This window comes from Flavobacterium sp. HJ-32-4, from assembly GCF_022532105.1.
GTDB lineage: Bacteria > Bacteroidota > Bacteroidia > Flavobacteriales > Flavobacteriaceae > Flavobacterium.
Genome location: NZ_CP092832.1, coordinates 1539095 through 1563617, shown reverse-complemented (window position 1 = coordinate 1563617; position 24523 = coordinate 1539095). Strand labels below are relative to the sequence as shown.

Genomic DNA, 24523 nt, shown 5'->3' with positions numbered 1-24523 from the left:
TAACAGAAGGGTTATAGTTCTACAGCTTCTCCACCTGCAGCCTCGATAGCCGCCTTTGCAGTTGCTGTGAATTTGTGTGCGGATACTTTCAGTTTCGCTTTCAGCTCACCACGGCCAAGGATCTTTACGACCTCATTCTTGGTAGCCAGGCGGTTCTCGATCAACGTGTTGAAATCCACGGTATCGGTCACCACACCATTGTCAACCAGTTTCTGGAGGGTATCAAGGTTCACACCTTGGTATTCCACACGGTTGATGTTTTTGAAACCGAATTTAGGCACACGGCGCTGAAGGGGCATCTGACCACCCTCGAAGCCAATCTTCTTAGAGTAGCCCGAACGTGACTTCGCTCCTTTGTGTCCGCGTGCAGCAGTACCACCTTTTCCGGAGCCTTCACCACGGCCTACTCGTTTGTTCTGATTGTGCGTAGAACCTGCAGCAGGTTGTAAATTACTCAAATTCATCTCTATACCGTATTATTTGGACTCCTCTACGGAAACCAGGTGTTTTACTTTTTTGATCATCCCAAGGATAGCAGGATTTGACTCATGCTCTACGACCTGACCCACACGGCGCAAACCGAGGGCTTCAAGGCCTCGCTTCTGCGTAAGCGGGCAGTTGATCTGACTCCTTACTTGTTTTACTTTAAGCTTTGCCATTTTTTCTGCTATTAACCTTTAAACACTTTTTCCAGGGAAACGCCACGGTGCTTGGCAACGGTAGCAGCGCTACGCATTTGCAACAGCGCGTCGAACGTCGCTTTTACCACGTTGTGTGGGTTAGAAGATCCCTGTGATTTTGACAATACGTCGTGGATACCTACTGACTCGAGTACGGCACGAACCGCACCACCGGCGATAACACCGGTACCGTGTGAAGCAGGCATCAGGAAAACACGGGCACCGCCGAACTTGCCTTTCTGTTCGTGTGGAACAGACTGTCCGCTCAACGGAATCTTGACCAGGTTTTTCTTGGCATCTTCCACTGCTTTCGCAATGGCTTCGGATACGTCTTTCGACTTTCCGAGACCGTGGCCTACCACACCGTTTTCGTCACCAACGACTACGATGGCCGAGAAACCGAAAGCACGTCCACCTTTCGTTACTTTGGTAACGCGGTTGACAGCTACAAGGCGGTCTTTCAGTTCGAGTCCGCTCGGTTTTACTAATTCGATACTTTTATTCTTCATTTGAGCTTAGAATTTAAGGCCGGCTTCGCGTGCGCCTTCCGCCAATGATTTAACACGTCCGTGGTAGAGGTTACCGCCCCTGTCAAAGGTAACGGCCTCGATTCCGGCTTTCAACGCTTTCTCCGCTACGGCTTTGCCGACAGCGTTTGCAATCTCGATTTTGGTTCCTTTGGTGTCGAAGCCTTTGTCGCGTGATGAAACGGCGAGAAGGGTCGTACCATTAAGGTCATCGATCAGCTGAGCATAGATCTCTTTATTACTCCTGAAAACGGCAAGACGCGGTTTTGCGGCAGTACCGCTCACGATCTTCCGGATACGGAATTGGATTCTCTGTTTTCTTTCAGTTTTTGTCAGTGCCATACTCTTACTTATTAAGCTGATTTACCTGCTTTTCTTCTCAATACCTCACCAACGAACTTGACACCTTTTCCTTTGTACGGCTCCGGCTTACGGAAGCCACGGATTTTCGCCGCAACGGCTCCGAGAAGCTGTTTGTCGTGGGAAGTCAGTTTTACGATTGGATTCTTACCTTTCTCAGATACCGTCTCCAATTTCACTTCAGGAGCGATTTCGAGTACGATATTGTGTGAGAAACCGAGCGCCAAATCAAGCTTGTTACCTGTATTCGATGCACGGTAACCGACACCGACCAGTTCGAGTTCTTTTGTGAACCCTTCAGAGACACCCACGATCATGTTATTGATCAGCGCCCTGTAAAGACCGTGTTTCGATCTTTGTTCTTTATCATCAGCCGAACGTGTTACGATCACCTGATTGTCCTCGATCTTCACTTCTACGTCCGCGAACGGCTGTGTCAGTTGACCAAGTTTACCTTTTACTGTTACCACACCATTAGCAACGTCTACTGTTACACCGGCTGGAATCGCGACTGGATTTTTACCTATTCTTGACATTGTGTGTGGTTTTAGTATACGTAACAAATTACTTCACCGCCTACATTGAGTTGTTTCGCCTGCTTATTGGTCATAAGACCTTTTGAGGTAGAAACGATGGCGATGCCAAGACCGTTAAGGATACGTGGCAACTTAGTAGCGCCTGCATACTTACGAAGACCTGGTTTTGAAATTCTCTGGATGTCCTTGATGACAGGCTCTTTCGTCTCCTTGTCATACTTAAGGGCAATCTTGATGGTGCCTTGAACGGTGTCTTGCTCGAATTTGTAGCTAAGGATGTAGCCTTGGTCGAACAAGATCTTGGTAATTTCCTTCTTCATGTTCGAAGCAGGGATCTCTACCACTTTGTGGTTGGCAGCCACAGCGTTCCTGATTCGAGTCAGGAAATCCGCGATTGGATCTGTGTACATAAAATTACAATTGCGGCTTTGGTATTCAAAACCGGACCATCCGGCTGAACCTGAAGCCATTAAACTTCAAAAAAATTTTCAACAGATAGTCGTACGTTTCCGTCAAAAATCCGGCAAACTTACAACTATCTGTCGAAATATCAAAACTGGATTTTACCAGCTGGCTTTTTTCACGCCAGGGATGAGTCCTTGGTTCGCCATTTCACGGAATGTAACACGCGAAATACCGAACTGACGCATATACCCTCTTGGCCTTCCGGTCAGTTTGCAACGGTTGTGCATACGGACAGGTGAAGCGTTACGTGGCAGTTTCTGCAGGGCTTCGTAGTCGCCTGCTTCGAGCAGCGCCTTACGCTTCTCTGCATACTTAGCTACCGTCTTCGCTCTTTTGACCTCGCGGGCCTTCATTGATTCTTTGGCCATGTCTTAATTCTTTTTAAAAGGTAAACCTAGTTCTGCGAGAAGCGATTGTGCTTCCTTGTCTGTTTTGGCAGTCGTTACGAACGTGATGTCCATACCCGAGATCTTGTTCACTTTATCGATGTCGATTTCAGGGAAGATGATCTGCTCGGTAACACCGAGGTTGTAGTTTCCACGACCGTCAAAGCCTGTAGCTTTGATACCGCCGAAGTCACGTACGCGTGGCAACGCTGCGGTTACCAAACGATCCAGGAATTCGTACATACGCTCGCCACGAAGGGTCACTTTCGCACCGATAGGCATTCCTTTACGGAGTTTGAACGTAGCGACGTCTTTCTTAGAGATGGTCGATACGGCCTTCTGGCCTGTGATTTTCGTCAGCTCTTCTACTGCGTAATCGATCAGTTTCTTATCGGAAACGGCTGCTCCGACGCCACGGCTCAAAACGATTTTCTCCAGTTTTGGAACCTGCATCACGTTTTTGTAACCGAATTCTTCTTTAAGAGCAGCGACCACACGGTCTTTATACTCTTGTTTCAATCTTGGAACGTAAGCCATGACTATAATACCTGATTAGATTTCTTTGATACTCGTACCTTCTTGTCACCTTCCACTTTGAAACCAACGCGGGTTGGTGTCTTGGTTTTAGGATCGATTAGCGCCAGGTTTGAAATGTGGATAGGCGCTTCTTTCTTCACGATACCACCCTGTGGGTTTTTAGCGCTTGGCTTGGTGTGTTTCGACACCATGTTAACGCCTTCCACGATGGCCTTGTTTTTCTCACGGTACACGCGGGTAACTTTACCTTCGGTTCCCTTGTGGTCACCGGCGATTACCTTTACGATATCTCCTGATTTGATTTTAAGCTTTGTCATCTCTGTAAGGGATTAAAGCACTTCAGGTGCCAGTGAAACAATTTTCATGAACTGCTTCTCACGGAGTTCACGGGCAACCGGTCCGAAAACACGGGTTCCGCGCATCTCGCCCTGAGCGTTCAGGAGTACACATGCGTTGTCATCGAAGCGGATGTATGAACCATCGGCGCGGCGTACTTCTTTTTTCGTACGCACTACAACAGCTGTGGATACGGCGCCTTTCTTCACGTTTCCGTTCGGAGTCGCGTCCTTAATGGCCACTACGATCTTGTCGCCTACGGAAGCATACCTTCTTTTGGTGCCTCCCAGAACACGGATGGTAAGGACTTCCTTAGCACCGGTGTTGTCTGCTACTTTTAATCTTGATTCCTGTTGTACCATGGTTATTTCGCTCTTTCAATGATTTCAACTAAACGCCAGCACTTCGTCTTGCTCAACGGACGCGTCTCGTGGATCCTTACGGTGTCACCGATGTTGCAGTCGTTTTTCTCGTCGTGTGCGACGTACTTTTTGGTCTTCAATACGAACTTACCGTATAGCGGGTGCTTTACTTTCGATACTTCTGCTACCACGATAGACTTATCCATCTTGTTGGAAGTAACGACCCCGATTCTTTCTTTTCTTAAGTTTCTTGTTTCCATCTTTTCGGACTACAAATTATTGTAACTCTCTTTTGGCAATCTCAGTTGCCAGACGGGCAACCGTCCTGCGGACCGAACGGATCTGCAGTGGGTTTTGGATCGGGGACAGCGCATGCGCCATCTTTAGGTCGTTGTACGTCTTCTTCGCCTCGGCGAGTTTTTGCTGGAGATCAGCAACAGACAGATTCTTAACTTCTGATTGTTTCATGATGCTTTAGAATTATGCCTCGAAATCGCGGGCGATTACAAACTTGGTTTTCACCGGAAGCTTCTGGGCAGCGAGACGAAGCGCCTCTTTTGCCACAGAAATCGGCACACCACCTACCTCAAACATGATACGACCCGGCTTTACGACTGCTGCCCAATATTCGACAGCACCCTTACCTTTACCCATACGTACCTCAAGTGGTTTCTTGGTGATCGGCTTATCCGGGAAGATCTTGATCCACAACTGCCCTTCCCTTTTCATGTAACGGGTAGCGGCGATACGCGCTGCCTCGATTTGGCGGGAAGTCAGGAAAGAAGAATCCAGGGACTTGATGCCGAACATTCCGTTCGAGAGCTCGTGCCCACGCATGGAATTGCCCTTCATCCTACCCTTCTGTACCTTGCGGTATTTTGTTCTTTTAGGCTGTAACATTTTTCTTTACGTTTTAAATTACTTTCTCTTACGTGGAGCCGGTTTGCCGCTGCGTTCTCCGCGGTCACGACGATCGCCGCGCTCTCCGCGTGGTGAATCGCTCTTGCCGCCTGCAGCTTTCTTGTCCATTCCTACCAGAGGAGAAAGGTCTCTTTTTCCATACACTTCACCTTTCATGATCCATACTTTGATGCCCAGACGACCATACGTCGTGTGTGCTTCTGCCAAAGCATAATCGATGTCAGCACGGAAAGTTGACAGAGGAATACGTCCTTCTTTGAAGCTTTCCGAACGTGCCATTTCAGCACCGTTCAGACGTCCGGAGATCATTACCTTAATACCTTCGGCGTTCATGCGGATTGACGCAGCGATCGCCATTTTGATGGCACGACGGTAAGAAATACGGCTTTCGAGCTGACGCGCGATGCTAGACGCAACCAGAAAAGCATCGAGTTCAGGCCTCTTGATTTCAAAGATGTTGATTTGAACCTCTTTGTCGGTGATCTTCTTAAGTTCCTCTTTCAGCTTGTCTACCTCCTGGCCGCCTTTCCCGATGATGATACCAGGACGTGCAGTGGTGATAGTAACGGTTACAAGCTTAAGGGTTCTCTCGATGATTACCTTTGAAACACTGGCTTTCGACAAGCGAGCGTGGATGTACTTACGGATTTTGTAGTCTTCGGCGATTTTGTCACCGTAGTCATTTCCGCCATACCAGTTTGAATCCCATCCCCTGATAATACCAAGGCGATTTCCAATTGGATTAGTCTTTTGTCCCATGCTGCTTACGAATTGCTTTGTGTGTTATCTGATTGTCCAAGGACCACGGTTACGTGGTTGGAACGCTTCCTGATTCTGTGGGCACGGCCCTGTGGCGCCGGACGGAGCCTTTTGAGCATCATACCTCCGTCTACGCGGATTTCCTTTACGAAAAGGCCAGCCTCTTCGATGGATGCATCCGGGTTTTTAGCTTGCCAGTTGGCAATAACCGACAGCATCAGTTTTTCCAATTTACGAGAAGCATCTTTCGATGAGAACTTTAGGATTGCCAAAGCTCTTTCTACTTTTTGACCTCTCACCAAGTCCGCTACCAGGCGCATTTTTCTAGGCGAAGTAGGGCAGTTATTCAGTTTTGCGAACGCCACCTGCTTGTTAGCCTCTTTGATGGCTTCGGCTCTTTCTCTTTTACGAACTCCCATGGCTTCTTATTTTTTTCCTTTATTTTTTGCACCCGCGTGACCACGGAAAGACCGTGTCGGCGAAAATTCTCCTAACTTATGCCCTACCATGTTCTCGGTAACATATACCGGTACGAACTGGCGTCCGTTGTGGACAGCGATGGTGTGGCCTACGAAATCAGGCGTGATCATGGAAGCCCGTGACCAGGTCTTGATGACCGCCTTGTTTGTATTTTCCTGAACCTTCTTCTCCAGTTTATAGTGAACGTAAGGTCCTTTCTTTAATGAACGTGCCATTTCTTATTATTTCTTTCTGCGTTCTACAATGTACTTATTGCTCGGATTCGCCTTCGCACGTGTACGGTATCCTTTAGCCGGAAGACCTTTACGTGAACGTGGGTGACCGCCCGAAGAACGTCCTTCACCACCACCCATCGGGTGATCGACAGGGTTCATCGCTACGGCACGGGTACGAGGACGACGGCCCAACCAGCGTGAGCGACCGGCTTTACCGGAAACTACCAACTGGTGATCCGAGTTCGAAACGGCACCGATCGTAGCCGAACAGGTCAGCAGGATCAGGCGTGTCTCACCCGAAGGCATCTTGATGGTCGCATACTTACCGTCACGGGCCATCAACTGGGCGAATGTACCGGCAGAGCGGGCAATGACCGCACCCTGTCCAGGACGAAGTTCGATACAGGAAATCACGGTTCCGAGCGGAATTTTGCTCAATGGAAGGGTGTTTCCAATCTCTGGGGCTGCTGTTTCGCCTGACACGACAGTCTGGCCAACTTTCAACCCGTTTTGCGCAATAACATACGTTTTAGCTCCATCTGCATAATACAGAAGCGCGATGAACGCAGTACGGTTCGGATCATACTCGATTGATTTCACCGTGGCAGGAACGCCTGCTTTTGCACGTTGGAAATCGATCATCCGATACCTTTTCTTGTGACCACCGCCTGTGTAACGCATGGTCATCTTTCCTTGACTATTTCTACCTCCTGAGTTTTTTATCGGCGCTAACAAAGAGCGTTCCGGCTTATCAGTCGTGATAGTGTCAAAGCTATTCACGACTCTAAATCGCTGACCCGGGGTAATAGGTTTTAATTTTCTAACTGACATTTCGCTGCCTTTTTATTAGATATTGTTATAAAAGTCGATCGTTTCCCCTTCCTTCACCTGGACGATTGCTTTTTTGTAAGCATTCGTTTTGGCGCTGATCAGTCCACTTTTGGTGTACTTCACAGAACGGTCAGGACGGACGTTCATGGTGTTGACGGCTACGACAGTTACGCCATATGCAGCCTCAACAGCCTTCTTGATCTGGATTTTGTTGGCCTTGCGGTCAACTACGAAACCGAAGCGGTTGGAAGCCTCCCCCTCTTTGGTCACTTTCTCCGTTACGATGGGTTTAATGATAGTGCTCATCTGACTTCTTATTTGCTAAGGTTTTCAACAATTCCTTCCAGTGAACCTTCAGTCAGGACGATGTTGTTCGCGTTCAGGATAGCATAAGTACTTAGCTCTGAATTGGTTACAACGCTTGAACGCTCAAGGTTACGGGACGACAAATATACGTTTTTGTTTTCGCCACCCAGTACGAACAGCGACTTTTTGTTCTCCAATCCTAACGCTTTCAATACGTTAGTGAAGTTCTTCGTGCTTGGCGTCTCAAAGGTGAAGTCTTCAAGAACGATCAGGTTCGACTCTTTCGCTTTGATAGAGAACGCCGACTTACGTGCCAAACGCTTCAGGTTTTTATTGAGCTTGAACGAGTAACTACGCGGACGTGGACCGAAGATAGTACCACCGCCTTTGAATACCGGGCTCTTAACCGAACCTGCACGGGCAGTACCGGTACCTTTTTGTTTTTTGATCTTGCGCGTAGAGCCCGTGACTTCAGCACGCTCTTTCGCTTTGTGGGTTCCCTGACGTTGGTTGGCAAGGTATTGCTTCACGTCGAGGTAAACCGCATGGTTATTCGGCTCGATGCCGAACACAGAAGCATCCAGTTGAATGGTGCGTCCGGTCTCTTTTCCGTTGATATCTACTACTTTTGCTTCCATTACTTCTGAATGATTACGTAAGCGTTTTTGTGTCCGGGAACACACCCTTTAACCACAAGAAGGTTCTTGTCGGCCACCACTTTCAACACTTTCAGGTTTTGAACTTTCACATTGACGCCACCCATACGGCCCGCCATACGCATTCCTTTGAATACGCGGGATGGATAGGACGACGCACCTACCGAACCCGGAGCACGGAGACGGTTGTGCTGACCGTGTGTTGTTTGTCCGACACCGCCGAAGCCGTGACGCTTTACAACACCCTGGAAGCCTTTTCCTTTGGACACACCTTGTACGTCCACAAATTCACCTTCTTCGAAAATGGAAACATCGATGACATCTCCTAATTTCTGTTCAGTTGCAAAATCCTGGAATTCGACGACTTTTTTCTTGGCAACAGTTCCCGCTTTTTTGAAGTGACCTACGGCCGCTTTGCTGGAATGTTTGTCAGTCTTGTCATCGAAACCAAGTTGCAACGCTTCATACCCGTCGACCTCATTGGTTCTGACTTGGGTAACCACGCATGGACCTGCCTCGATGACGGTGCACGGAATGTTCTTTCCGTTCTCGTCGAAGATGCTGGTCATGCCGATTTTTCTACCAATTAACCCAGACATAAAAACTAATTAATTATTAAACATTATTTTAAAAGTAGCGGGTAGCCACTTTTTAGAGCGTGCAAATATAGAGACTTATAATCAGTAAACAAAACTAAATCAGCAGGTTTTCTCCATTTTCTTTCAAAAAGACAAAAACCGGCAATGACAGGGGATACAAGACTAGAAAATACGCGGAATTGCACGACCTGGCGCGCATCAGCCACCGTTGTGAACTCGCGTTTTAGCCCGGATCGAAGCGGCAGCCTTTTGACGCCGGCGCCTCTTCTTTGCCGCCGGCGACGGCGACGCGAGGAGCCGGAAGGCGGCGTTGCAAAGAGGGCGCTGGCGGAGAAAGCTAGAGCGGAGAGCCGGATTGGCTTCTGAAAAAGAAAACACCGGACACACGTTCGTAATAAAAATTTAACAAAATGTGCGGTTTTCCCGTACTGAAAATTGCGAGGCATTTTGTAAGGGATGCATCCGCCCCTTCCCTGAAGGTAAAATACAAACTCCGGAAATACGGCACGTACGGGAAAACCGTCTATTTTGTTAAATCTACGGTGTCAACCCAGACATCCCTAAAAAAAAAATGGCCGGAACGCGTCCGGCCATTTCTATACAGCAATGTGTTTTATCACACTTTGATCTCTACCTCAACACCGCTTGGAAGCTCGAGCTTCATAAGCGCGTCGATGGTTTTAGAAGACGATGAATAGATGTCGATCAGTCTTTTGTAAGACATCACTTCAAACTGCTCACGTGACTTCTTATTAACGTGCGGCGAACGCAACACGGTAAAGATCTTTTTGTTGGTCGGCAACGGAATAGGGCCTGTAACCACAGCTCCGGTACTCTTAACCGTTTTTACGATCTTCTCGGACGATTTGTCGACGAGCATGTGATCGTACGATTTCAGTTTTATTCTGATTTTCTGACTCATGTTCTTTTAATTAAGCGTTACCTTTTGCTTTCTTGATTACAGCCTCCGAGATGTTAGCCGGCGTTTCTTCATAATGGTCAAATTCCATTGTAGAAGTAGCGCGTCCGGAAGACAGGGTACGAAGCGTCGTTACGTAACCGAACATTTCGGCAAGCGGAACGAATGCTTTGATGACTTTCGCGCCGTTACGGTCGCTCATGTCGTTCACCTGTCCGCGGCGACGGTTAAGGTCACCTACGATATCACCCATGTTTTCTTCCGGTGTGATCACTTCCAGCTTCATGATTGGCTCGAGGATTACGGCACCGGCCGCGCGGCCTGATTCCTTGTAACCCATTTTCGCTGCCAATTCGAAGGAAAGTGCATCGGAGTCAACCGGGTGGAACGATCCGTCGAGAAGTGTTACTTTCAGGCTGTCTACCTCGTAACCGGCCAAAGGACCTTGTTTCATGGCTGCCTTGAATCCTTTCTCTACGGAAGGAACGTATTCTTTCGGTACGTTACCACCTTTCACCTCGTTGACGAACTGGAGTCCTACGAAACCTTCGTCAGCCGGCTCGATGCGGAATACGATATCCGCAAACTTACCACGACCACCGGTTTGTTTTTTGTAGACCTCACGGTGTTGTGCCGATTTGGTGAAGGCTTCTTTGTATTCTACCTGAGGCTCGCCCTGGTTTACTTCTACCTTGAACTCACGCTTCATACGGTCGATAAGGATGTCGAGGTGAAGCTCGCCCATACCCGAAATGATGGTCTGGCCTGAAGCCTCGTCCGTCTTCACCTGGAAGGTTGGATCCTCTTCTGCGAGTTTGGCGAGTGCCATACCCATCTTATCAACGTCCGCTTTTGTTTTAGGCTCGATTGCAATACCGATTACAGGCGCCGGGAAGTCCATCGATTCGAGTACGATCGGGTGCTTCTCGTCACACATGGTATCACCAGTCTTGATATCCTTGAAACCTACCGCAGCGCCGATGTCACCTGCCTCGATGTATTCGATTGGGTTTTGCTTGTTGGCGTGCATCTGGTAGATACGGGAAATACGCTCTTTGTTTCCGGAACGGGTGTTCAGGATGTAGGAACCTGCGTCGAGACGACCTGAGTACGCACGGAAGAACGCCAGACGACCTACGTAAGGGTCAGTAGCAATCTTGAACGCGAGGGCCGCGAACGGCTCTTTCACGTCAGGCTTACGGAAAGCCGGCTCGTCTGTGTCAGGGTTGGTACCTTCGATAGCTTCTTTGTCAAGTGGCGACGGAAGGTATTTACAAACCGCATCCAGCATGAACTGAACTCCTTTGTTTTTGAAAGAAGAACCACACAGCATCGGGATGATCGACATATCGATGGTCGCTTTGCGAAGTGCTGCGTTGATCTCGTCTTCGGTAATGGAGTTTTCGTCTTCGAAGAATTTCTCCATCAGGTTTTCGTCATACTCGGCAACGGCCTCGATCAGTTGCGCACGAAGTTCGTGTGCTTCTGCTTTCAGGTCCTCAGGGATTTCGATCACGTCGAAAGTAGCCCCTTGGGTGTGCTCATGCCAAACGATTGCCTGGTTTTTCACAAGATCCACCACACCTTTGAAATCTTCCTCATCACCAATCGGAAGAACGATTGGCACGGCGTTCGATTTCAACATGTCGCGTACCTGTTGGCACACAGCCTGGAAGTTCGATCCCTGACGGTCCATCTTGTTGACGAAGCCCATACGAGGCACTTTATAGTTGTCAGCAAGCCTCCAGTTCGTCTCCGACTGTGGCTCAACGCCGTCAACCGCAGAGAAAAGGAATACGAGTCCGTCGAGAACGCGAAGCGAACGGTTCACCTCTACGGTGAAGTCAACGTGACCCGGGGTATCGATGATGTTGAAGTGGTACGATTTTGCGTCTGGAGTTGGTTTGCCCTGTTGGGTTGGGAACGTCCATTCGCAGGTAGTCGCAGCAGAGGTGATCGTGATACCACGCTCCTGCTCCTGCGCCATCCAGTCCATCGTTGCGGCACCATCGTGCACCTCTCCGATTTTATGTGATTTACCGGTGTAAAAAAGGATACGCTCCGTCGTCGTCGTCTTTCCGGCGTCGATGTGGGCGGCGATCCCGATATTCCTGGTGTAATTTAAGTCTCTTGCCATTTTGGGTGATTAGAATCTAAAGTGAGAGAATGCTTTGTTTGCTTCCGCCATTTTGTGCGTATCCATACGCTTCTTAACAGCGGCGCCTTCCTCGCGGGCAGCGGCCAGGATCTCGTTTGCCAATCTCTGGGCCATTGACTTCTCGTTTCTTCTACGTGCGTAGAGGATCAGCCACTTCATGGCTACGGAAATTTTACGGTCCGGACGAATCTGCATCGGGATCTGGAACGTCGCACCACCTACACGGCGGCTACGCACCTCTACGTGAGGCATGACGTTGTTGAGAGCATCTTTCCACAAGTCGAGTGCGGTCTTCTCATCATTGTTCTTCTTGCTTTCCACGATATCAAGTGCATCGTAGAAAACGGTAAAGGCTACGGATTTTTTACCGTCCCACATGAGGTTGTTCACGAACCGGGTGACCAACTGATCATTAAACTTTGGATCTGGTAAAAGAGGTCTTTTTTTGGCCTGTCTTTTTCTCATTTCTTTGCTTTTTTGTCGAAAGTGGAAAGTGGAAAGTGGAAAAGTCGTCTCAGACTTTTGACTTTAGACTTTTGACTTCAGACTAGTTAATTACTTTTTAGCTTCTTTTGGGCGTTTTGCACCATACTTGGAGCGACGTTGCGTACGGCCGGCTACACCTGATGTATCAAGTGCACCACGGACGATGTGATAACGAACTCCCGGCAGGTCTTTTACCCTTCCGCCCCTGACTAATACTATCGAGTGCTCTTGGAGGTTGTGCCCTTCACCAGGGATGTAAGCGTTCACTTCGTTACCATTGGTAAGACGAACCCGCGCTACTTTACGCATAGCGGAATTCGGCTTCTTAGGCGTCGTAGTGTAAACACGCGTACAAACTCCCCTTCTTTGAGGGCAGGCATCCAAAGCAATCGATTTGCTCTTCTTAGTCATCTGAGCCCTTCCGGTTCTTACTAATTGCTGAATTGTTGGCATAATGTACTGCTAATAATTACTATTGGTTATAAAATCCCCATTTTACGGGGTTGCAAATGTAAGGATAATTTTGAATGAAACAAATGGTAAAACATTAATTTTCAAGGTCGTGTTTCGGCATTGTCAACGGTATATGAAAAAGGGGTTAACTTGCGTTCCTATACAAATGTATTACGTGCGACGACTCTTCTTTTTTGCGGCCCTGTTTCTTATGCTGCCCGCGTCGGCGCAACGGATAACGCTCACCCTGGCGACCGATACGCCCGACGAGCAACGCACCCTCGATTCGATTTCCTACCGGAAACAGCACCCTGATCTGCGTTCGGTAAACCGGGAACTCGAGACGGTATCGGAGCAGCTCACCCGCGCCGGTTTTATCGAAAATGAGATCGCAAGCCGGACACGTCCGACTGACTCTGCGGTAAGCGCTGTATTTCGATTGGGGCCACGCACAAAAGCGCTCATTATATATATAGGTGCGGCAGAACGGGAAACGCTTCGTGATATCCTACCCCTCATCGCAAAGGAAACGGTTCCATTTGCTGAATCGGAAAATCGCCTCACACAATGGCTCGCTGCCTTTGAACGCAATGGTTACCCCTTAGCGCGTTTGCAATTGCGCGATTTCCGGCGGGAAGGAAGCGCACTGGCGGCCGATTTGTGGATTGACCGCGGCGATCGGCGAAGCGTCAATGCCATTGTCGTCAACGGCTATGATCAATTTCCGGCCGGACATAAAGCCAGCGTGGAACGAACCTTCCGCGACAGACCCCTGACGCGCGACAACCTCGCTGCGTTGAAAACGGAGTTTGATAAATTCCGTTTCGTGACGCAGACACGCTATCCGGAAATCCTGTTTGCGAAAGACACAACGAAAGTATATGTGTATGTCGAAAAAGCGAAAGCGAACCGATTCGAAGGCTTTCTGGGATTTTCGAACGATGAGGAACGTAACGTACGCTTCAATGGCTATCTCGACCTGCAACTGACCAACCTGTTGAATTCGGGCGAGGAGTTTGCGTTGTATTGGAAAAGCGACGGCAACCAGCAGCGTACGTTCAATGCCTCGCTAGAATTGCCGTACATCTTCCGCTCACGATTGGGATTGCGAATGTCACTGAACATCTTTCGGCAGGACAGCACCTTCCAGACGACGAAAACCTCGCTGGAAGCCGGCTATCTTTTCCGGCACAACCTCCGCGGTTATCTCGGCTACCAATCTGCCGAATCGAGTGACATCCAAAACCAAAATACAAGTACCCTCAGCGATTTCAATAACCGTTTCCTGACAGCCTCCTTCGAGTTCCTGGATTTGCGCACCTCCGATTTCCTGTTCCCCGAGCGGACGCGGGTGCAGTTGAAGGCCGGAACGGGTTCGCGCGCATCCAAAACCGCAACCGAAGGGCAGTATTTCGTAACGCTGGATGCATTTCATTCCTTTTATCTCAATGAGAAAAACAGCCTTTTCATACGAACGCAGGACTACTTCCTTCAAAGCGGCAATTACATCCTAAATGAACTGTACCGGTTCGGCGGCATCAACTCGATACGCGGGTTTAACGAAAACAGTCTTCAGGGACAACTGTTTACAAGCATACTGAGCGAATATCGGTATACGGTAGGGTCGTCGTTATACCTCCATTCTGTTCTTGATTATGGGTATTATCGAGACGAAACGTCCGGAAACAACGGCAAACTGTTAGGAATCGGGCTTGGTGCAGGGATTTTAACACGAAATGGCCTTTTGCGAATCACCTACGCGAACGGCACCGCTAACGGGCAGCAAATCAGGCTATCAAACTCGATCGTGCATATAAGTTTTAAGACGATTTTCTAAAGTTTTTAAGGTTTTCTTATACTTTCGGCCTTAAGCCCTTCTTTTTCTTAACATATTATTTCATATATTTGGTTTTATAACTAAATCATACAATATGAAATCTCGACTAACAAATTACGTAGCATTACTCTTGCTGCTCTTCGTCCAGGTGGCGATAGCGCAGCAAAGGACGGTGACGGGAACTGTTACCGACGGCAATGGATTGCCGATGCCGGGCGTAAGTGTCCTCATCCAGGGCACGCAGACCGGCACGCAAACCGATCTCGACGGTAAGTACTCCATTTCCGCAGCGCCGACCGACACGCTTGTGTTTTCATTTATCGGAATGCAGACACAGACACAGAAGGCGACTTCGACAACCCTTAATGTGAAACTGGCCGATTCGGCAGTAGAGCTGGAGGGTGTGGTCGTCACCTCATTTGGCATCAAGCGTGAAAAAAAGGCGTTGGGGTATGCGACAACAACCGTGACCGCGGCGCAGCTTACCCAGGTTGCCAACGGTAACCCATTAGAAACGCTGTCTGGAAAGGTGGCAGGTGCCGATATCACCTCTCCGGGAATTCCGGGTGCTTCACCGAAGATTTTTGTACGTGGTATAAAATCGATCACCGGTTCAACAAGCCCGCTGATTATCGTCGACGGATCTCCGCTTAACAACTCGTTCACCGGCTTTACTGGTACGACCCGTTCGTTCGACGGGGGCTCTGGACTAAACGATATCGATCCTAACAATATCGAGACAATGACATTCCTCAAGGGTGCCGCGGCTTCGGCACTTTATGGCTCAAGAGCTGGAAACGGGGTAATCATTATCACGACGAAAAAAGGAAAACGTCAGGAGAAAATTAAAATCGACTTCGTGTCTTCCATCGACATGAACGAAGTGGGGCGCCTGACGCACACGCAAAATAGTTTTGGCCAAGGCTGGAATGGCTTAGGATATTCTGCCCTTACAACAGGCTCCGGCCCAAGTAATGAAAATGGCTCATGGGGTCCCGCGTTTAACGGTGAGATTCGTCCGTGGGGTACTGTCTATAACAATTCCCAGCAAATAAAGCCGTACGTGGCACTGGAAGATAACGTGAGGGATTTCTATGACACTGGCATCACCCGCACGAATGCCCTCTCTATCTCCGGCGGAAACGATTTCTCGGATTTCGCACTTAGCTTCACTGACCTGAATAGCGACGGCGTCATTCCTACAACGGCCGACCAGTACCTGCGCCGCACGCTTGCCTTTAATGGCGGCATAAAATCGGGTAAATTTAGTACCCGTATAGCAATCAACTATGTCAATAAAGACCAAAATGCGGTCAATACCGGCCAGGGCGATGACGCGGGCGAAGGTTCTACCCTGCCACAGGACTTGATGCAGATTCCACGAGACATAAGTATCGTGGACCTGCAGGACTACAAAAATAATCCGTTCAATTCCCCAAGCTATTACTTCACACCTTATGCCACGAATCCTTGGTGGGCGATCAACGAGAACTCAACAAAAATTAGGGGTAACAATCTCTATGGCAACGTAAACCTGGAGTATAAAATTACACCTGAACTGACGGCGAGTTGGCAGATTGGTGGTAACTACCGCAATGAGTCTATCAAGAGCTATGGCGCTATCGTTGACTATCTTGACGGATCACCGAATGATCTGGCGGGTGCTAACCCAGTTGTGGGCGGTGTTACCGAGCAGCGGATTGAACGCAGCGAGTTTGATACCTATTTCAACCTTAACTACAACAAAAGTTTTACTGAAAAACTACGACTGGTAGCAACACTTGGCACTCAGTATAATAAACAGGAGATCAATGCTTTTGCTGCAAACGTTACCGGGCTCGATGTACCTAACTACTACGAACTTGGGAATAGTGCCAACCGTCCTACAATCAGCCAGAATGATGAGTTGCGTAAATTTGCGGGGGTCTACCTTCAGGGAGAACTTTCGTATAATGGCAAATACTTCCTCACCGCATCTGTGCGACGCGACATCACGTCTACCCTTCCGGCGTCTGATAACGTATACTACTACCCTTCAGTATCCCTCAGTGGCATTTTCTATGAAAAAGGAAATGACTTTGTCAAACTGCGTGCGGCGATGTCTGGTGTAGCTAACGATACCAGCGCTTATCAGACCTTATCTACACTCAACGTTGGTACTGCCGCCGCTTACTTTGGTAGTTTGGTGGCGCCTCTTGGGGGTGTAAATTTCTATGAACTTTCCTCGAACTTAGGCAACAACCGACTAAAACCCGAGAAAACGACAGAATTTGAATTTGGCGTCGAGTCGGCGTTGTTCAGCAACCGGCTTACTTTGGACCTCTCCGTTTACTACAATAAAACGAAAGGTTTGTTGAGTCGACTTCCGGTTGACCCATCCACAGGATATACCACACAAACAGTAAATCTGGGTGACTTACAAAATAAGGGTGTTGAATTGGCGTTGGGTTTCACACCGCTTAAAACAGCCGATTTTGAGTGGACGGTGAATTATACTTTCACGAAGAACCTTAACGAAGTTACCCGAATCGACGGGGACGCCAAAGTGTTGATTAACAATGCTTATGGCGTTAACATGTATGCTGAAGAAGGTCAACCGATCGGAACTTTCTACGTAAGAACCCCGGTTAAAAACGATGCCGGTCAATATGTTGTGAATCCGGATACCGGCTACTACACTGTATCTGAGGAAGAAAATCGGGTTGGAAATATTCAGCGCGACTTCGTAATGGGCTTACAGACCACTCTTCGATACAAAGCGTTTGCACTCGCAATGGCGTTTGACTGGAAACAGGGTGGAGAGATGTATTCGTATACAAGAAGATTGAACGATTTTGTGGGTAATGGGATTATGACAACCTATAATGATCGGAATCCGTTTATTATCCCGAACTCTGTGGTTGACAACGGAGACGGCACCTATTCAGAAAATACGACGCCTATTTCGTTCGAAAATATCACGAATTACTGGGGTAATACTACCAATAACCCGGGTATCGAACAAGGACATATCATTGATCGTACGTTCGTTCGTATGCGCGATGTTAGTCTGTATTACACATTCCCCGCCAAGATTACTGATAAATTGGGAATCACGCGCCTGCAATTGGGTATATACGGTAAAAACCTGTTCCTATGGACACCGGACGGAAACTCGTATGTCGATCCGGAAGTCAGCACTTTCGGTAATGGTGTTACAAGTGAATTCGGTGAGTTTGGATCGTTGCCTTCGCAGAGGGCGTATGGAGCTACCCTCAAATTATCATTCTAAAAAAATTGAATCATGAAAAAAATAGTTTTATCAATAACAGCGGCCGCTTTACTACTTTCATGTAGTAAAGACGACTTTGATGTGAACAGCGATCCAGATTTGCTGTCGCCGTCGGATATAGCACTTAAAACAGAATTTCCGGCGGGAATTGCCGGTGTAGCAGGTGCACAAGGATCCTATTATGCCCTTATTGGTGGATTTTGGTCACAGCATTTCACACAAGGTAATTCGAGCAACCAGTATAAGGAAATCGATGATTATTCCATCGGCACCAACGACTACGTGTTAGGATGGACGGCGATGTACGACGCATTAGGCGACCTTCGAAACGTAAAAAGACTGGCAAATGAGCAAGGTAACTGGAAGTACTATCTGATGGCTACTACCCTTGAGGTGCATGCCTCACAGATAATGGCTGACTTTTATGACCAAATACCGTATGACGAAGCCAATAATGTAAATATCCTCCAGCCTGCTTTCCAAACCCAGGAAGCAGTTTACGACCGAATGGTAGCGGATCTCAAAGACGCCCTGTCTAAAGATCTCTCAGCGTCTACCGGTGAAACCCCTGGCAATGATGACTTTGTTTTTGCTGGCAACATGGACAACTGGACGGCCTACGCCAACACATTGCTCCTCAAGTTATATCTCCGCCAAACCGAAGTACGACCTTCTGTGGCATCGGCTGGTGTAACTGAGCTATTGAATTCAGGTGTCGCATTTCTGGATACAGATGCTGCAATGACACAATTTGAAGACGCACCTGACCGAAGCAATCCATTATACGAAACCGATCGTCGCCAATTGAACACCGGGTTGAATATCCGTGCAAGCCGCACGCTGTACTCCTACCTTGATGAGAACAATGACCCGCGTATGGAAGATTACTACAACGCAGGTGGACCACTCAACCAAGGTGACTTCAACAACACCGGACCGCAAACGTCATTTGCCGTCGTGAAACTCAGTGCCACCACACCTGTTTATTTCATGAGCCATGAAGAAAGCCTTTTCCTTCAGGCGGAAGCACGTGAGCGCTATGCGGCGGGAGCAGGTGCGAAAGCGAACTATGACGCTGCCGTCACTGAAATGTTCTCCAAATATGGACACAGCGCGGCTGCCTATATTGCACCAGGCGGAGCCTATGAATATCCGACCGGAGGTTCGCTTCAGGATAAAATCAAAGCGATCATTGTGCAAAAATGGACCAGCTTCTTCCCGGGTAACGGATTCGAAGCCTTCTTCGAGCAGAACCGAACCGGATATCCTGAAGTATCGCCAGTACCACAAACCAGCGAAAGCTACGTTCCTGGCGAGTTTTCTTACTCTGTCAACGGGACTACCGGAGGTCAATTCCCTAAACGACTGGTTTTCCCAAGTAACGTGACCACCACTAATCAAAATGCACCTGCGCTTATACCTGTGACAACACCGGTATGGTGGGATGCCAACTAAAAAAATTGAAAATGAAAAAGCTTTTTGTAATCCCAATCCTCGCGCTCCTATTCGTGTCGTGCTCTGATGAGTCGACAGGAGGCGTCTCGAATGTGACCTATTACCCAAACTTCACTGTATTGGGTGATGATGTGATCTTTGTGCCTAAGGGAAGTACGTATACTGACCCGGGTGTAACGGTAACTGAAGGCGATAACGAAATCGAATACACTACTTCCGTTACAGGGCTCTACCAGCACGGCAGTTCGGTTGACACAAACAAACCAGATGTATACCAAGTGACGTATTCTGCCACCAACCAGGACGGATTCTCTGGTTCCGCCGGACGTACGGTTATCGTGTACGAAAACAGCGATCTCATCAGCAGCATCGCCGGCCTATATCGTTCAACGGTGACGCGTAACGGTGTGCTTACAGCACAGTATACGGATTTGGAATATGTATTGATCTGGAAAAACGCCAATGGTACTTATGGCATGTCAGACGGAATCGGAGGCTACTATGACCTCGGACGCTCGTATGGTGCTGGATATGCAGCCCAACCTGTGGTAATCACCGCCAACAGCATTCCGGCAAACAATTTTTCCATAACGCCTTTCTCTGTAGGTGCATTTGGTGGAAGTGCTGAAATGAGCGATCTCATGGCCTATCCAGAACAAAACCAGGTAACCTTCACCACCGTGTGGGATGCTGGTTTTACCTTCAACGTCGTACTCGATAAAATTGAACCTTAATCAAACCTAAGATGAAAAGATTTAAATTCACTATATTAACGATGGCACTCGCGACCTTTGGTCTCACTGTTGCAGTGTCATGCGACGAAGGCGGAAACCCAGATGCCGGTGGTACAAAAACCAAGAACTTCGCGGGCGACTGGCACATAGTAGGCTATGAACCAGATGGCGTAACACCTGCGTTTGGAGGGGGATACGTATTGTATTCGACTTATAACGCATCGTCAAACGACGAAAACTTTTGGATTGACGACCATGACGAGTTTTTCGAAATCAAAACGAAAGTTCAGGCGACGGACTTTACCAACCTTACCTTTTCCGGACAACCGGGTGCCGATGAACTTTATGCGGGTGGTACGGTTCACGTAACGAATGGTAAGATATTCAAGAATGGTGGTACCTCGTTCGGCGGACACGTAGTAGACAGTATCTACTTCGAAGCTGAATTCGACTGGGATCCAGGAACAGTCTACAAATTCGGTGGCCACAAACGCACCGGATTCCTAGAAGACGAGTTGTAAAAACTTGTTTTACCCAACCTAAAACCACCGGCATCCCGGTGGTTTTTTTATAGTACTTTTGCCAAATGGAAAACCAACACCAGATTTTCGGTATCCGCGCCATCATGGAAGCCGTTCGCGCAGGAAAGCCAGTAGATAAAGTCTTCATCCAAAAGGAGGCGTCGGGCGACCTTATGCGGGAACTACTCAAGACGCTCAAGCAACACCATATCAATTTCAGCTATGTTCCAGCTGAGAAATTGAATCGCCTTACATCGTTGAACCATCAGGGTGCTGTCGCGCAAATTGCGCCCGTGGCGTTCCATAATCTCGAAACGCTAATCGAAAACGTGTTGGAAAGCGGAGCCACACCCCTCTTCCTGTTGCTCGACCAATTATCAGACGCCCGGAATTTCGGTGCCATCATCCGAACGGCCGAATGCACAGGGGTAAACGGTATCATCATTTCGTCTTCCGGAGCCGCTCCTGTTAACGGCGATACCGTCAAAACGTCAGCCGGTGCTGTTTTTAACGTCCCTATTTCAAAGGTCGACCATATCAAAGACGCCGTTTTCATGCTCCAGGCCTCCGGAATACGCACCGTTGCCGCTACAGAGAAAACGGATCAGGACGTATACGATGTCAATCTCACCGGCCCACTAGCCATCATAATGGGATCGGAGGATAGAGGAATCAATCCATCGGTCCTGAAAATAGTGGATGAGAAAGCGAAACTGCCGTTGTTCGGCACGATCGGCTCGCTTAATGTGTCGGTAGCCTGCGGTGCTATTTTATATGAAGCCGTGCGGCAACGCCGTTAATCCTCCCCTCGCTCTTTATCAATGGGGATGAAGTGGTAGCGAATACCCGGTTGAAGCTCCTCCTCGACTGGCTCGGGCTCCGGCGGAGGTGGATTGACAAAATTACCCTGCTCATCAAAGCGCTGCATGAATTTGTCGTTCGACGGATCGTAATCCGGCCGTTGCCATTCAAAGAGCAGGTCGTCGTGATAGTTCGGCGTCCGGAAGAGCACGGCAAAGGCAAACCCACTGATCATACCGCCTAAATGGGCCTCCCACGACACAGCCTCGTCGATGCCAGGGAACATATACCATATCAGTCCGCCATACATCAACACTACGGCAAACGATAAGGCCACAAGCCGGTAATACTGTGTCATCAGGCCTTTAAAAAAGATGAAGCCCACGAGCACATATACCAAACCGCTGGCCCCGATATGATAGGAATCCCGGCCGATAACCCAGGTAATGAAGCCGGATAACAGGATACCAAAAAGCAATACCTTAAGCGAGAGCCTTCTGTAAAAATAGACCAACGCGGCAATAAGAATAAGTAAAGGAGGCGTATTACTCGCGATGTGCCCTAGGTTGCCGTGCAGAAACGGACTGAAGACAATTCCGGGAAGACCGCTCCAATGGCGTGGCAAGATGCCCAGGAAATCAAATGAGTGATGGAACGTCGATTGTAACCCAAAAACGAACCACATCGGCACTACTACCAACAGCGGCATCAGGTAAACCGACGGGGAAAATTGGAAGTGACGACCGTCGTCCATATCGATTATTTTTCTCAGCGCCTGTCAAATATCCCACCAAATTACGAAAACGGTAAAAATGGCAGCTATCCTATTTTTGGTTACCAGCAATTCCGTCAAAGTAGCTCACCAAATACGAAACCGTGTACCTTTGTAGCTATGGAAGCGCCTTTAGCAGAACGTATACGACCCAAGCGACTCGAAGACTACATCAGTCAGTTACACCTGGTAGGACCAGAAGGATCCCTCACCCAACAGATTGCCCGTGGCTTCATCCCCTCGCTTATTTTCTGGGGACCTCCTGGAACGGGTAAAACCACCCTTGCCCAGATCATCGCCGAAGAATCGAAACGTCCCTTCTACATCCTAAGCGCAATCAACTCTGGGGTAAAAGACGTCCGGGAAGTCATTGACAAAGCCAAGCAGGCTGGCGGACTTTTTACCGCCAAGAACCCTATCCTGTTCATCGACGAGATCCACCGGTTCAGCAAATCGCAACAGGATTCCCTTTTGGCCGCTGTCGAAAAAGGATGGGTAACCCTTATCGGGGCTACTACCGAAAATCCGAGCTTTGAAGTGATTCCCGCTTTGCTGTCGCGTTGTCAGGTATACATCCTAAATCCGTTTTCTAAAGACGACCTGAATGCCCTCTTGAAACGTGCCATCGCGAACGATACCATCCTGGCTTCCCGTAACATCGAATTAAAGGAAACGGAAGCGTTATTGCGCCTTTCGGGTGGAGACGGACGCAAACTGCTCAACATCTTCGAATTGGTGGTCAACGCTACACCCGGTGACGCGATTATCGTTACCAATGAGGCGGTCATGCAACTCGCGCAACAGACTACGGTTTTGTATGATAAGACAGGGGAACAACACTATGACATTATATCCGCTTTTATTAAATCGATGCGCGGCAGTGACCCAAATGGGGCGGTATATTGGCTTGCACGGATGATCGAAGGCGGGGAAGATGTAAAATTTATCGCCCGCCGGATGTTGATTTTAGCGAGTGAGGATATCGGAAATGCCAATCCGACGGCTTTGGTCATCGCGAACAACACCTTCCAGGCTGTTACGACTATCGGGTATCCAGAAAGCCGCATCCTGCTAAGTCAGTGTGCCGTCTATCTGGCCACTTCACCAAAGAGCAACGCCACCTACATGGCTATAGGAGCTGCCCAGCAAGCCGTTCGACAACAAGGTGACCTCCCGGTGCCTTTACATCTGCGAAACGCTCCTACCAAGCTTATGAAAGAGTTGGGATATGGGGACGATTATAAATATGCACATGATTTTGCGCATAACTTCGCTGAACAGGAGTTCCTGCCCGAAGCATTATCGGGGACGGTTTTCTATGAACCTGGGGATAACGCAAGAGAGAAGCAGACCCGGGAGTTCCTACGCAACCGCTGGAAAGACAAATACGGGTACTAAAAGGTATAGTCGACAGAAAACTCCTCTGAATACAGCGTGCCGTTACGATAGTATTCGAAAAACCACTTGCCGTTTTTATTCAGGAATACGCCGCTGTCGCCATTTCGCGAAGCTGTATATATTTTAGGATCGGATGTCTTGAGGATTTTTAATGCAATCTTTGAGGTATTGCTGTCAATAATCAAATAACCCGACGCGAGGGCTTCTACAGTATAGGATGGCTTCAACGTAGTATCGGACGGCACTACAGGCGTTGTGGCGATAGGTGTCGCTGCTGCCGGAACGACTGGTTTTGACACGGCGACCGGCTGCGGTTCAGGTGTGACATCCTGTTTTTTGCCGGTATAGGTGTACTGCAGTTCTTTTACCGATTCGAAAGCCTTTGCAAGCGCTTCCTGATAACCCTTCTCGTACGACTTTTCTTTGCTGTTACCTTCCTTACTTTCGAAAATCACCGCATTTCGACAATCCCTAAAGACTACTTTGATTTTAATGGTAAGTAATGACTTGACTTTCACAATGTCGATGAACAGGTTATCGCAACGGCGGTTCACCTGGTCGTCTGTCATCAATGATTCGTGCACTGCCTCAAAACCGGCTTCTGTCAGGTATTTTTTAGAGAGCGTGTTAAGGCGGTACTGATTCGGCTCCGATTGCAATTCAAATCGGGTTGGAATGACTACATAGCGAAACTCGTTCACGGACTGCGCATTTGACCATCCGGTGAGGAATAACAAAATAAAAAGAGCAAACTTCTTCATA

At 48.5% G+C, this 24523-nt stretch carries 33 protein-coding genes; 7 read left to right on the top strand and 26 right to left on the bottom strand.

Annotated elements, in window-relative coordinates; all coding sequences use genetic code 11:
- Window positions 1-11 precede the first annotated feature (11 nt).
- The 24 genes from rplO to rpsL form a co-directional block, all read right to left on the bottom strand.
- Window positions 12-464: a 50S ribosomal protein L15 gene (gene rplO / locus MKO97_RS06325; protein WP_241105264.1), complete on the bottom strand. Its 453-nt coding sequence runs from the start codon at window positions 462-464 to the stop codon at window positions 12-14.
- 12 nt (window positions 465-476) lie between these two features.
- On the bottom strand, window positions 477-659 hold the full coding sequence (gene rpmD / locus MKO97_RS06320) for a 50S ribosomal protein L30 (RefSeq protein ID WP_241105263.1): 183 nt from the start codon (window positions 657-659) through the stop codon (window positions 477-479).
- Between the two features lie 11 nt (window positions 660-670).
- Window positions 671-1189 carry a 30S ribosomal protein S5 gene (rpsE, locus tag MKO97_RS06315; RefSeq protein ID WP_241105261.1) on the bottom strand — a complete coding sequence of 173 codons (519 nt, stop codon included), beginning with the start codon at window positions 1187-1189 and terminating at the stop codon, window positions 671-673.
- Window positions 1190-1195: 6 nt separating this feature from the next.
- Window positions 1196-1549 (bottom strand): 50S ribosomal protein L18, encoded by a 354-nt coding sequence (gene rplR / locus MKO97_RS06310; RefSeq protein WP_241105260.1) that lies wholly within the window; start codon window positions 1547-1549, stop codon window positions 1196-1198.
- Window positions 1550-1560: 11 nt separating this feature from the next.
- Window positions 1561-2103: a 50S ribosomal protein L6 gene (rplF, locus tag MKO97_RS06305; protein ID WP_241105258.1), complete on the bottom strand. Its 543-nt coding sequence runs from the start codon at window positions 2101-2103 to the stop codon at window positions 1561-1563.
- An 11-nt stretch (window positions 2104-2114) separates the two neighbouring features.
- A complete protein-coding gene (gene rpsH / locus MKO97_RS06300; protein WP_241105257.1) occupies window positions 2115-2513 on the bottom strand; it encodes a 30S ribosomal protein S8 in 399 nt (132 codons plus the stop codon).
- 153 nt (window positions 2514-2666) lie between these two features.
- Window positions 2667-2936, bottom strand: coding sequence for a 30S ribosomal protein S14 (rpsN, locus tag MKO97_RS06295; RefSeq protein ID WP_241105256.1), 270 nt, complete (start codon window positions 2934-2936; stop codon window positions 2667-2669).
- A 3-nt stretch (window positions 2937-2939) separates the two neighbouring features.
- The gene (gene rplE, locus MKO97_RS06290) at window positions 2940-3491 is read right to left on the bottom strand and encodes a 50S ribosomal protein L5 (RefSeq protein ID WP_241105255.1); all 552 of its coding nucleotides are present in this window, start codon (window positions 3489-3491) and stop codon (window positions 2940-2942) included.
- A gap of 2 nt (window positions 3492-3493) precedes the next feature.
- Window positions 3494-3808 (bottom strand): 50S ribosomal protein L24, encoded by a 315-nt coding sequence (gene rplX / locus MKO97_RS06285; RefSeq protein ID WP_241105254.1) that lies wholly within the window; start codon window positions 3806-3808, stop codon window positions 3494-3496.
- A gap of 12 nt (window positions 3809-3820) precedes the next feature.
- Complete coding sequence (gene rplN, locus MKO97_RS06280) at window positions 3821-4189, bottom strand: 50S ribosomal protein L14 (protein ID WP_241105253.1); 369 nt, start codon at window positions 4187-4189, stop codon at window positions 3821-3823.
- Window positions 4190-4191: 2 nt separating this feature from the next.
- Window positions 4192-4449 (bottom strand): 30S ribosomal protein S17, encoded by a 258-nt coding sequence (gene rpsQ, locus MKO97_RS06275; protein ID WP_241105251.1) that lies wholly within the window; start codon window positions 4447-4449, stop codon window positions 4192-4194.
- A 16-nt stretch (window positions 4450-4465) separates the two neighbouring features.
- Window positions 4466-4657 (bottom strand): 50S ribosomal protein L29, encoded by a 192-nt coding sequence (gene rpmC / locus MKO97_RS06270; protein ID WP_241105249.1) that lies wholly within the window; start codon window positions 4655-4657, stop codon window positions 4466-4468.
- A 12-nt stretch (window positions 4658-4669) separates the two neighbouring features.
- A complete protein-coding gene (gene rplP, locus MKO97_RS06265) occupies window positions 4670-5089 on the bottom strand; it encodes a 50S ribosomal protein L16 (RefSeq protein WP_241105248.1) in 420 nt (139 codons plus the stop codon).
- Window positions 5090-5107: 18 nt separating this feature from the next.
- Window positions 5108-5869 carry a 30S ribosomal protein S3 gene (gene rpsC, locus MKO97_RS06260; RefSeq protein WP_241105247.1) on the bottom strand — a complete coding sequence of 254 codons (762 nt, stop codon included), beginning with the start codon at window positions 5867-5869 and terminating at the stop codon, window positions 5108-5110.
- A gap of 5 nt (window positions 5870-5874) precedes the next feature.
- Complete coding sequence (rplV, locus tag MKO97_RS06255) at window positions 5875-6288, bottom strand: 50S ribosomal protein L22 (RefSeq protein WP_241105245.1); 414 nt, start codon at window positions 6286-6288, stop codon at window positions 5875-5877.
- Between the two features lie 6 nt (window positions 6289-6294).
- Entirely contained in the window at window positions 6295-6564 is a 270-nt protein-coding gene (gene rpsS / locus MKO97_RS06250; protein ID WP_241105243.1) for a 30S ribosomal protein S19, read from the bottom strand.
- A gap of 6 nt (window positions 6565-6570) precedes the next feature.
- Entirely contained in the window at window positions 6571-7395 is an 825-nt protein-coding gene (gene rplB / locus MKO97_RS06245; RefSeq protein ID WP_241105242.1) for a 50S ribosomal protein L2, read from the bottom strand.
- A gap of 15 nt (window positions 7396-7410) precedes the next feature.
- Entirely contained in the window at window positions 7411-7701 is a 291-nt protein-coding gene (rplW, locus tag MKO97_RS06240) for a 50S ribosomal protein L23 (RefSeq protein WP_241105241.1), read from the bottom strand.
- A gap of 8 nt (window positions 7702-7709) precedes the next feature.
- The gene (gene rplD / locus MKO97_RS06235; RefSeq protein WP_241105240.1) at window positions 7710-8339 is read right to left on the bottom strand and encodes a 50S ribosomal protein L4; all 630 of its coding nucleotides are present in this window, start codon (window positions 8337-8339) and stop codon (window positions 7710-7712) included.
- Window positions 8339-8956, bottom strand: a complete 618-nt coding sequence (gene rplC / locus MKO97_RS06230; protein ID WP_241105239.1) for a 50S ribosomal protein L3 — start codon at window positions 8954-8956, stop codon at window positions 8339-8341. Before rplC ends, rplD begins: the two co-directional genes overlap by 1 nt.
- A 616-nt stretch (window positions 8957-9572) precedes the next feature.
- On the bottom strand, window positions 9573-9878 hold the full coding sequence (gene rpsJ / locus MKO97_RS06225; RefSeq protein ID WP_241105237.1) for a 30S ribosomal protein S10: 306 nt from the start codon (window positions 9876-9878) through the stop codon (window positions 9573-9575).
- 10 nt (window positions 9879-9888) lie between these two features.
- Entirely contained in the window at window positions 9889-12012 is a 2124-nt protein-coding gene (gene fusA / locus MKO97_RS06220; RefSeq protein WP_241105235.1) for an elongation factor G, read from the bottom strand.
- 9 nt (window positions 12013-12021) lie between these two features.
- A complete protein-coding gene (rpsG, locus tag MKO97_RS06215; protein ID WP_241105233.1) occupies window positions 12022-12498 on the bottom strand; it encodes a 30S ribosomal protein S7 in 477 nt (158 codons plus the stop codon).
- A 90-nt stretch (window positions 12499-12588) separates the two neighbouring features.
- Entirely contained in the window at window positions 12589-12972 is a 384-nt protein-coding gene (gene rpsL, locus MKO97_RS06210) for a 30S ribosomal protein S12 (RefSeq protein WP_241105232.1), read from the bottom strand.
- A 175-nt stretch (window positions 12973-13147) separates the two neighbouring features.
- On the opposite strand from rpsL, the gene MKO97_RS06205 reads away from it, so the two are divergent.
- The 6 genes from MKO97_RS06205 to rlmB all read left to right on the top strand — a co-directional run bounded on the left by MKO97_RS06205 (window position 13148) and on the right by rlmB (window position 21590).
- Window positions 13148-14809 (top strand): hypothetical protein, encoded by a 1662-nt coding sequence (locus MKO97_RS06205; protein WP_241105231.1) that lies wholly within the window; start codon window positions 13148-13150, stop codon window positions 14807-14809.
- A 94-nt stretch (window positions 14810-14903) separates the two neighbouring features.
- Entirely contained in the window at window positions 14904-18080 is a 3177-nt protein-coding gene (locus MKO97_RS06200) for a SusC/RagA family TonB-linked outer membrane protein (RefSeq protein WP_241105229.1), read from the top strand.
- Between the two features lie 12 nt (window positions 18081-18092).
- Window positions 18093-19535, top strand: a complete 1443-nt coding sequence (locus MKO97_RS06195) for a SusD/RagB family nutrient-binding outer membrane lipoprotein (RefSeq protein WP_241105228.1) — start codon at window positions 18093-18095, stop codon at window positions 19533-19535.
- Between the two features lie 11 nt (window positions 19536-19546).
- Window positions 19547-20269, top strand: coding sequence for a BT_2262 family domain-containing protein (locus MKO97_RS06190; protein ID WP_241105227.1), 723 nt, complete (start codon window positions 19547-19549; stop codon window positions 20267-20269).
- A gap of 11 nt (window positions 20270-20280) precedes the next feature.
- A complete protein-coding gene (locus MKO97_RS06185) occupies window positions 20281-20790 on the top strand; it encodes a lipid-binding protein (RefSeq protein WP_241105226.1) in 510 nt (169 codons plus the stop codon).
- Between the two features lie 65 nt (window positions 20791-20855).
- The gene (rlmB, locus tag MKO97_RS06180; RefSeq protein WP_241105225.1) at window positions 20856-21590 is read left to right on the top strand and encodes a 23S rRNA (guanosine(2251)-2'-O)-methyltransferase RlmB; all 735 of its coding nucleotides are present in this window, start codon (window positions 20856-20858) and stop codon (window positions 21588-21590) included.
- Here the strand turns inward: rlmB and MKO97_RS06175 are convergent.
- Entirely contained in the window at window positions 21587-22345 is a 759-nt protein-coding gene (locus MKO97_RS06175; protein ID WP_241105224.1) for a rhomboid family intramembrane serine protease, read from the bottom strand. The genes rlmB and MKO97_RS06175 overlap by 4 nt on opposite strands.
- Before the next feature lie 138 nt (window positions 22346-22483).
- Between MKO97_RS06175 and MKO97_RS06170 the strand changes: the two genes are divergently transcribed.
- Window positions 22484-23761, top strand: a complete 1278-nt coding sequence (locus MKO97_RS06170) for a replication-associated recombination protein A (protein ID WP_241105223.1) — start codon at window positions 22484-22486, stop codon at window positions 23759-23761.
- Here MKO97_RS06170 and MKO97_RS06165 read toward each other — a convergent pair.
- Window positions 23758-24522 carry a hypothetical protein gene (locus tag MKO97_RS06165; RefSeq protein ID WP_241105222.1) on the bottom strand — a complete coding sequence of 255 codons (765 nt, stop codon included), beginning with the start codon at window positions 24520-24522 and terminating at the stop codon, window positions 23758-23760. The genes MKO97_RS06170 and MKO97_RS06165 overlap by 4 nt on opposite strands.
- Window position 24523 lies beyond the last annotated feature (1 nt).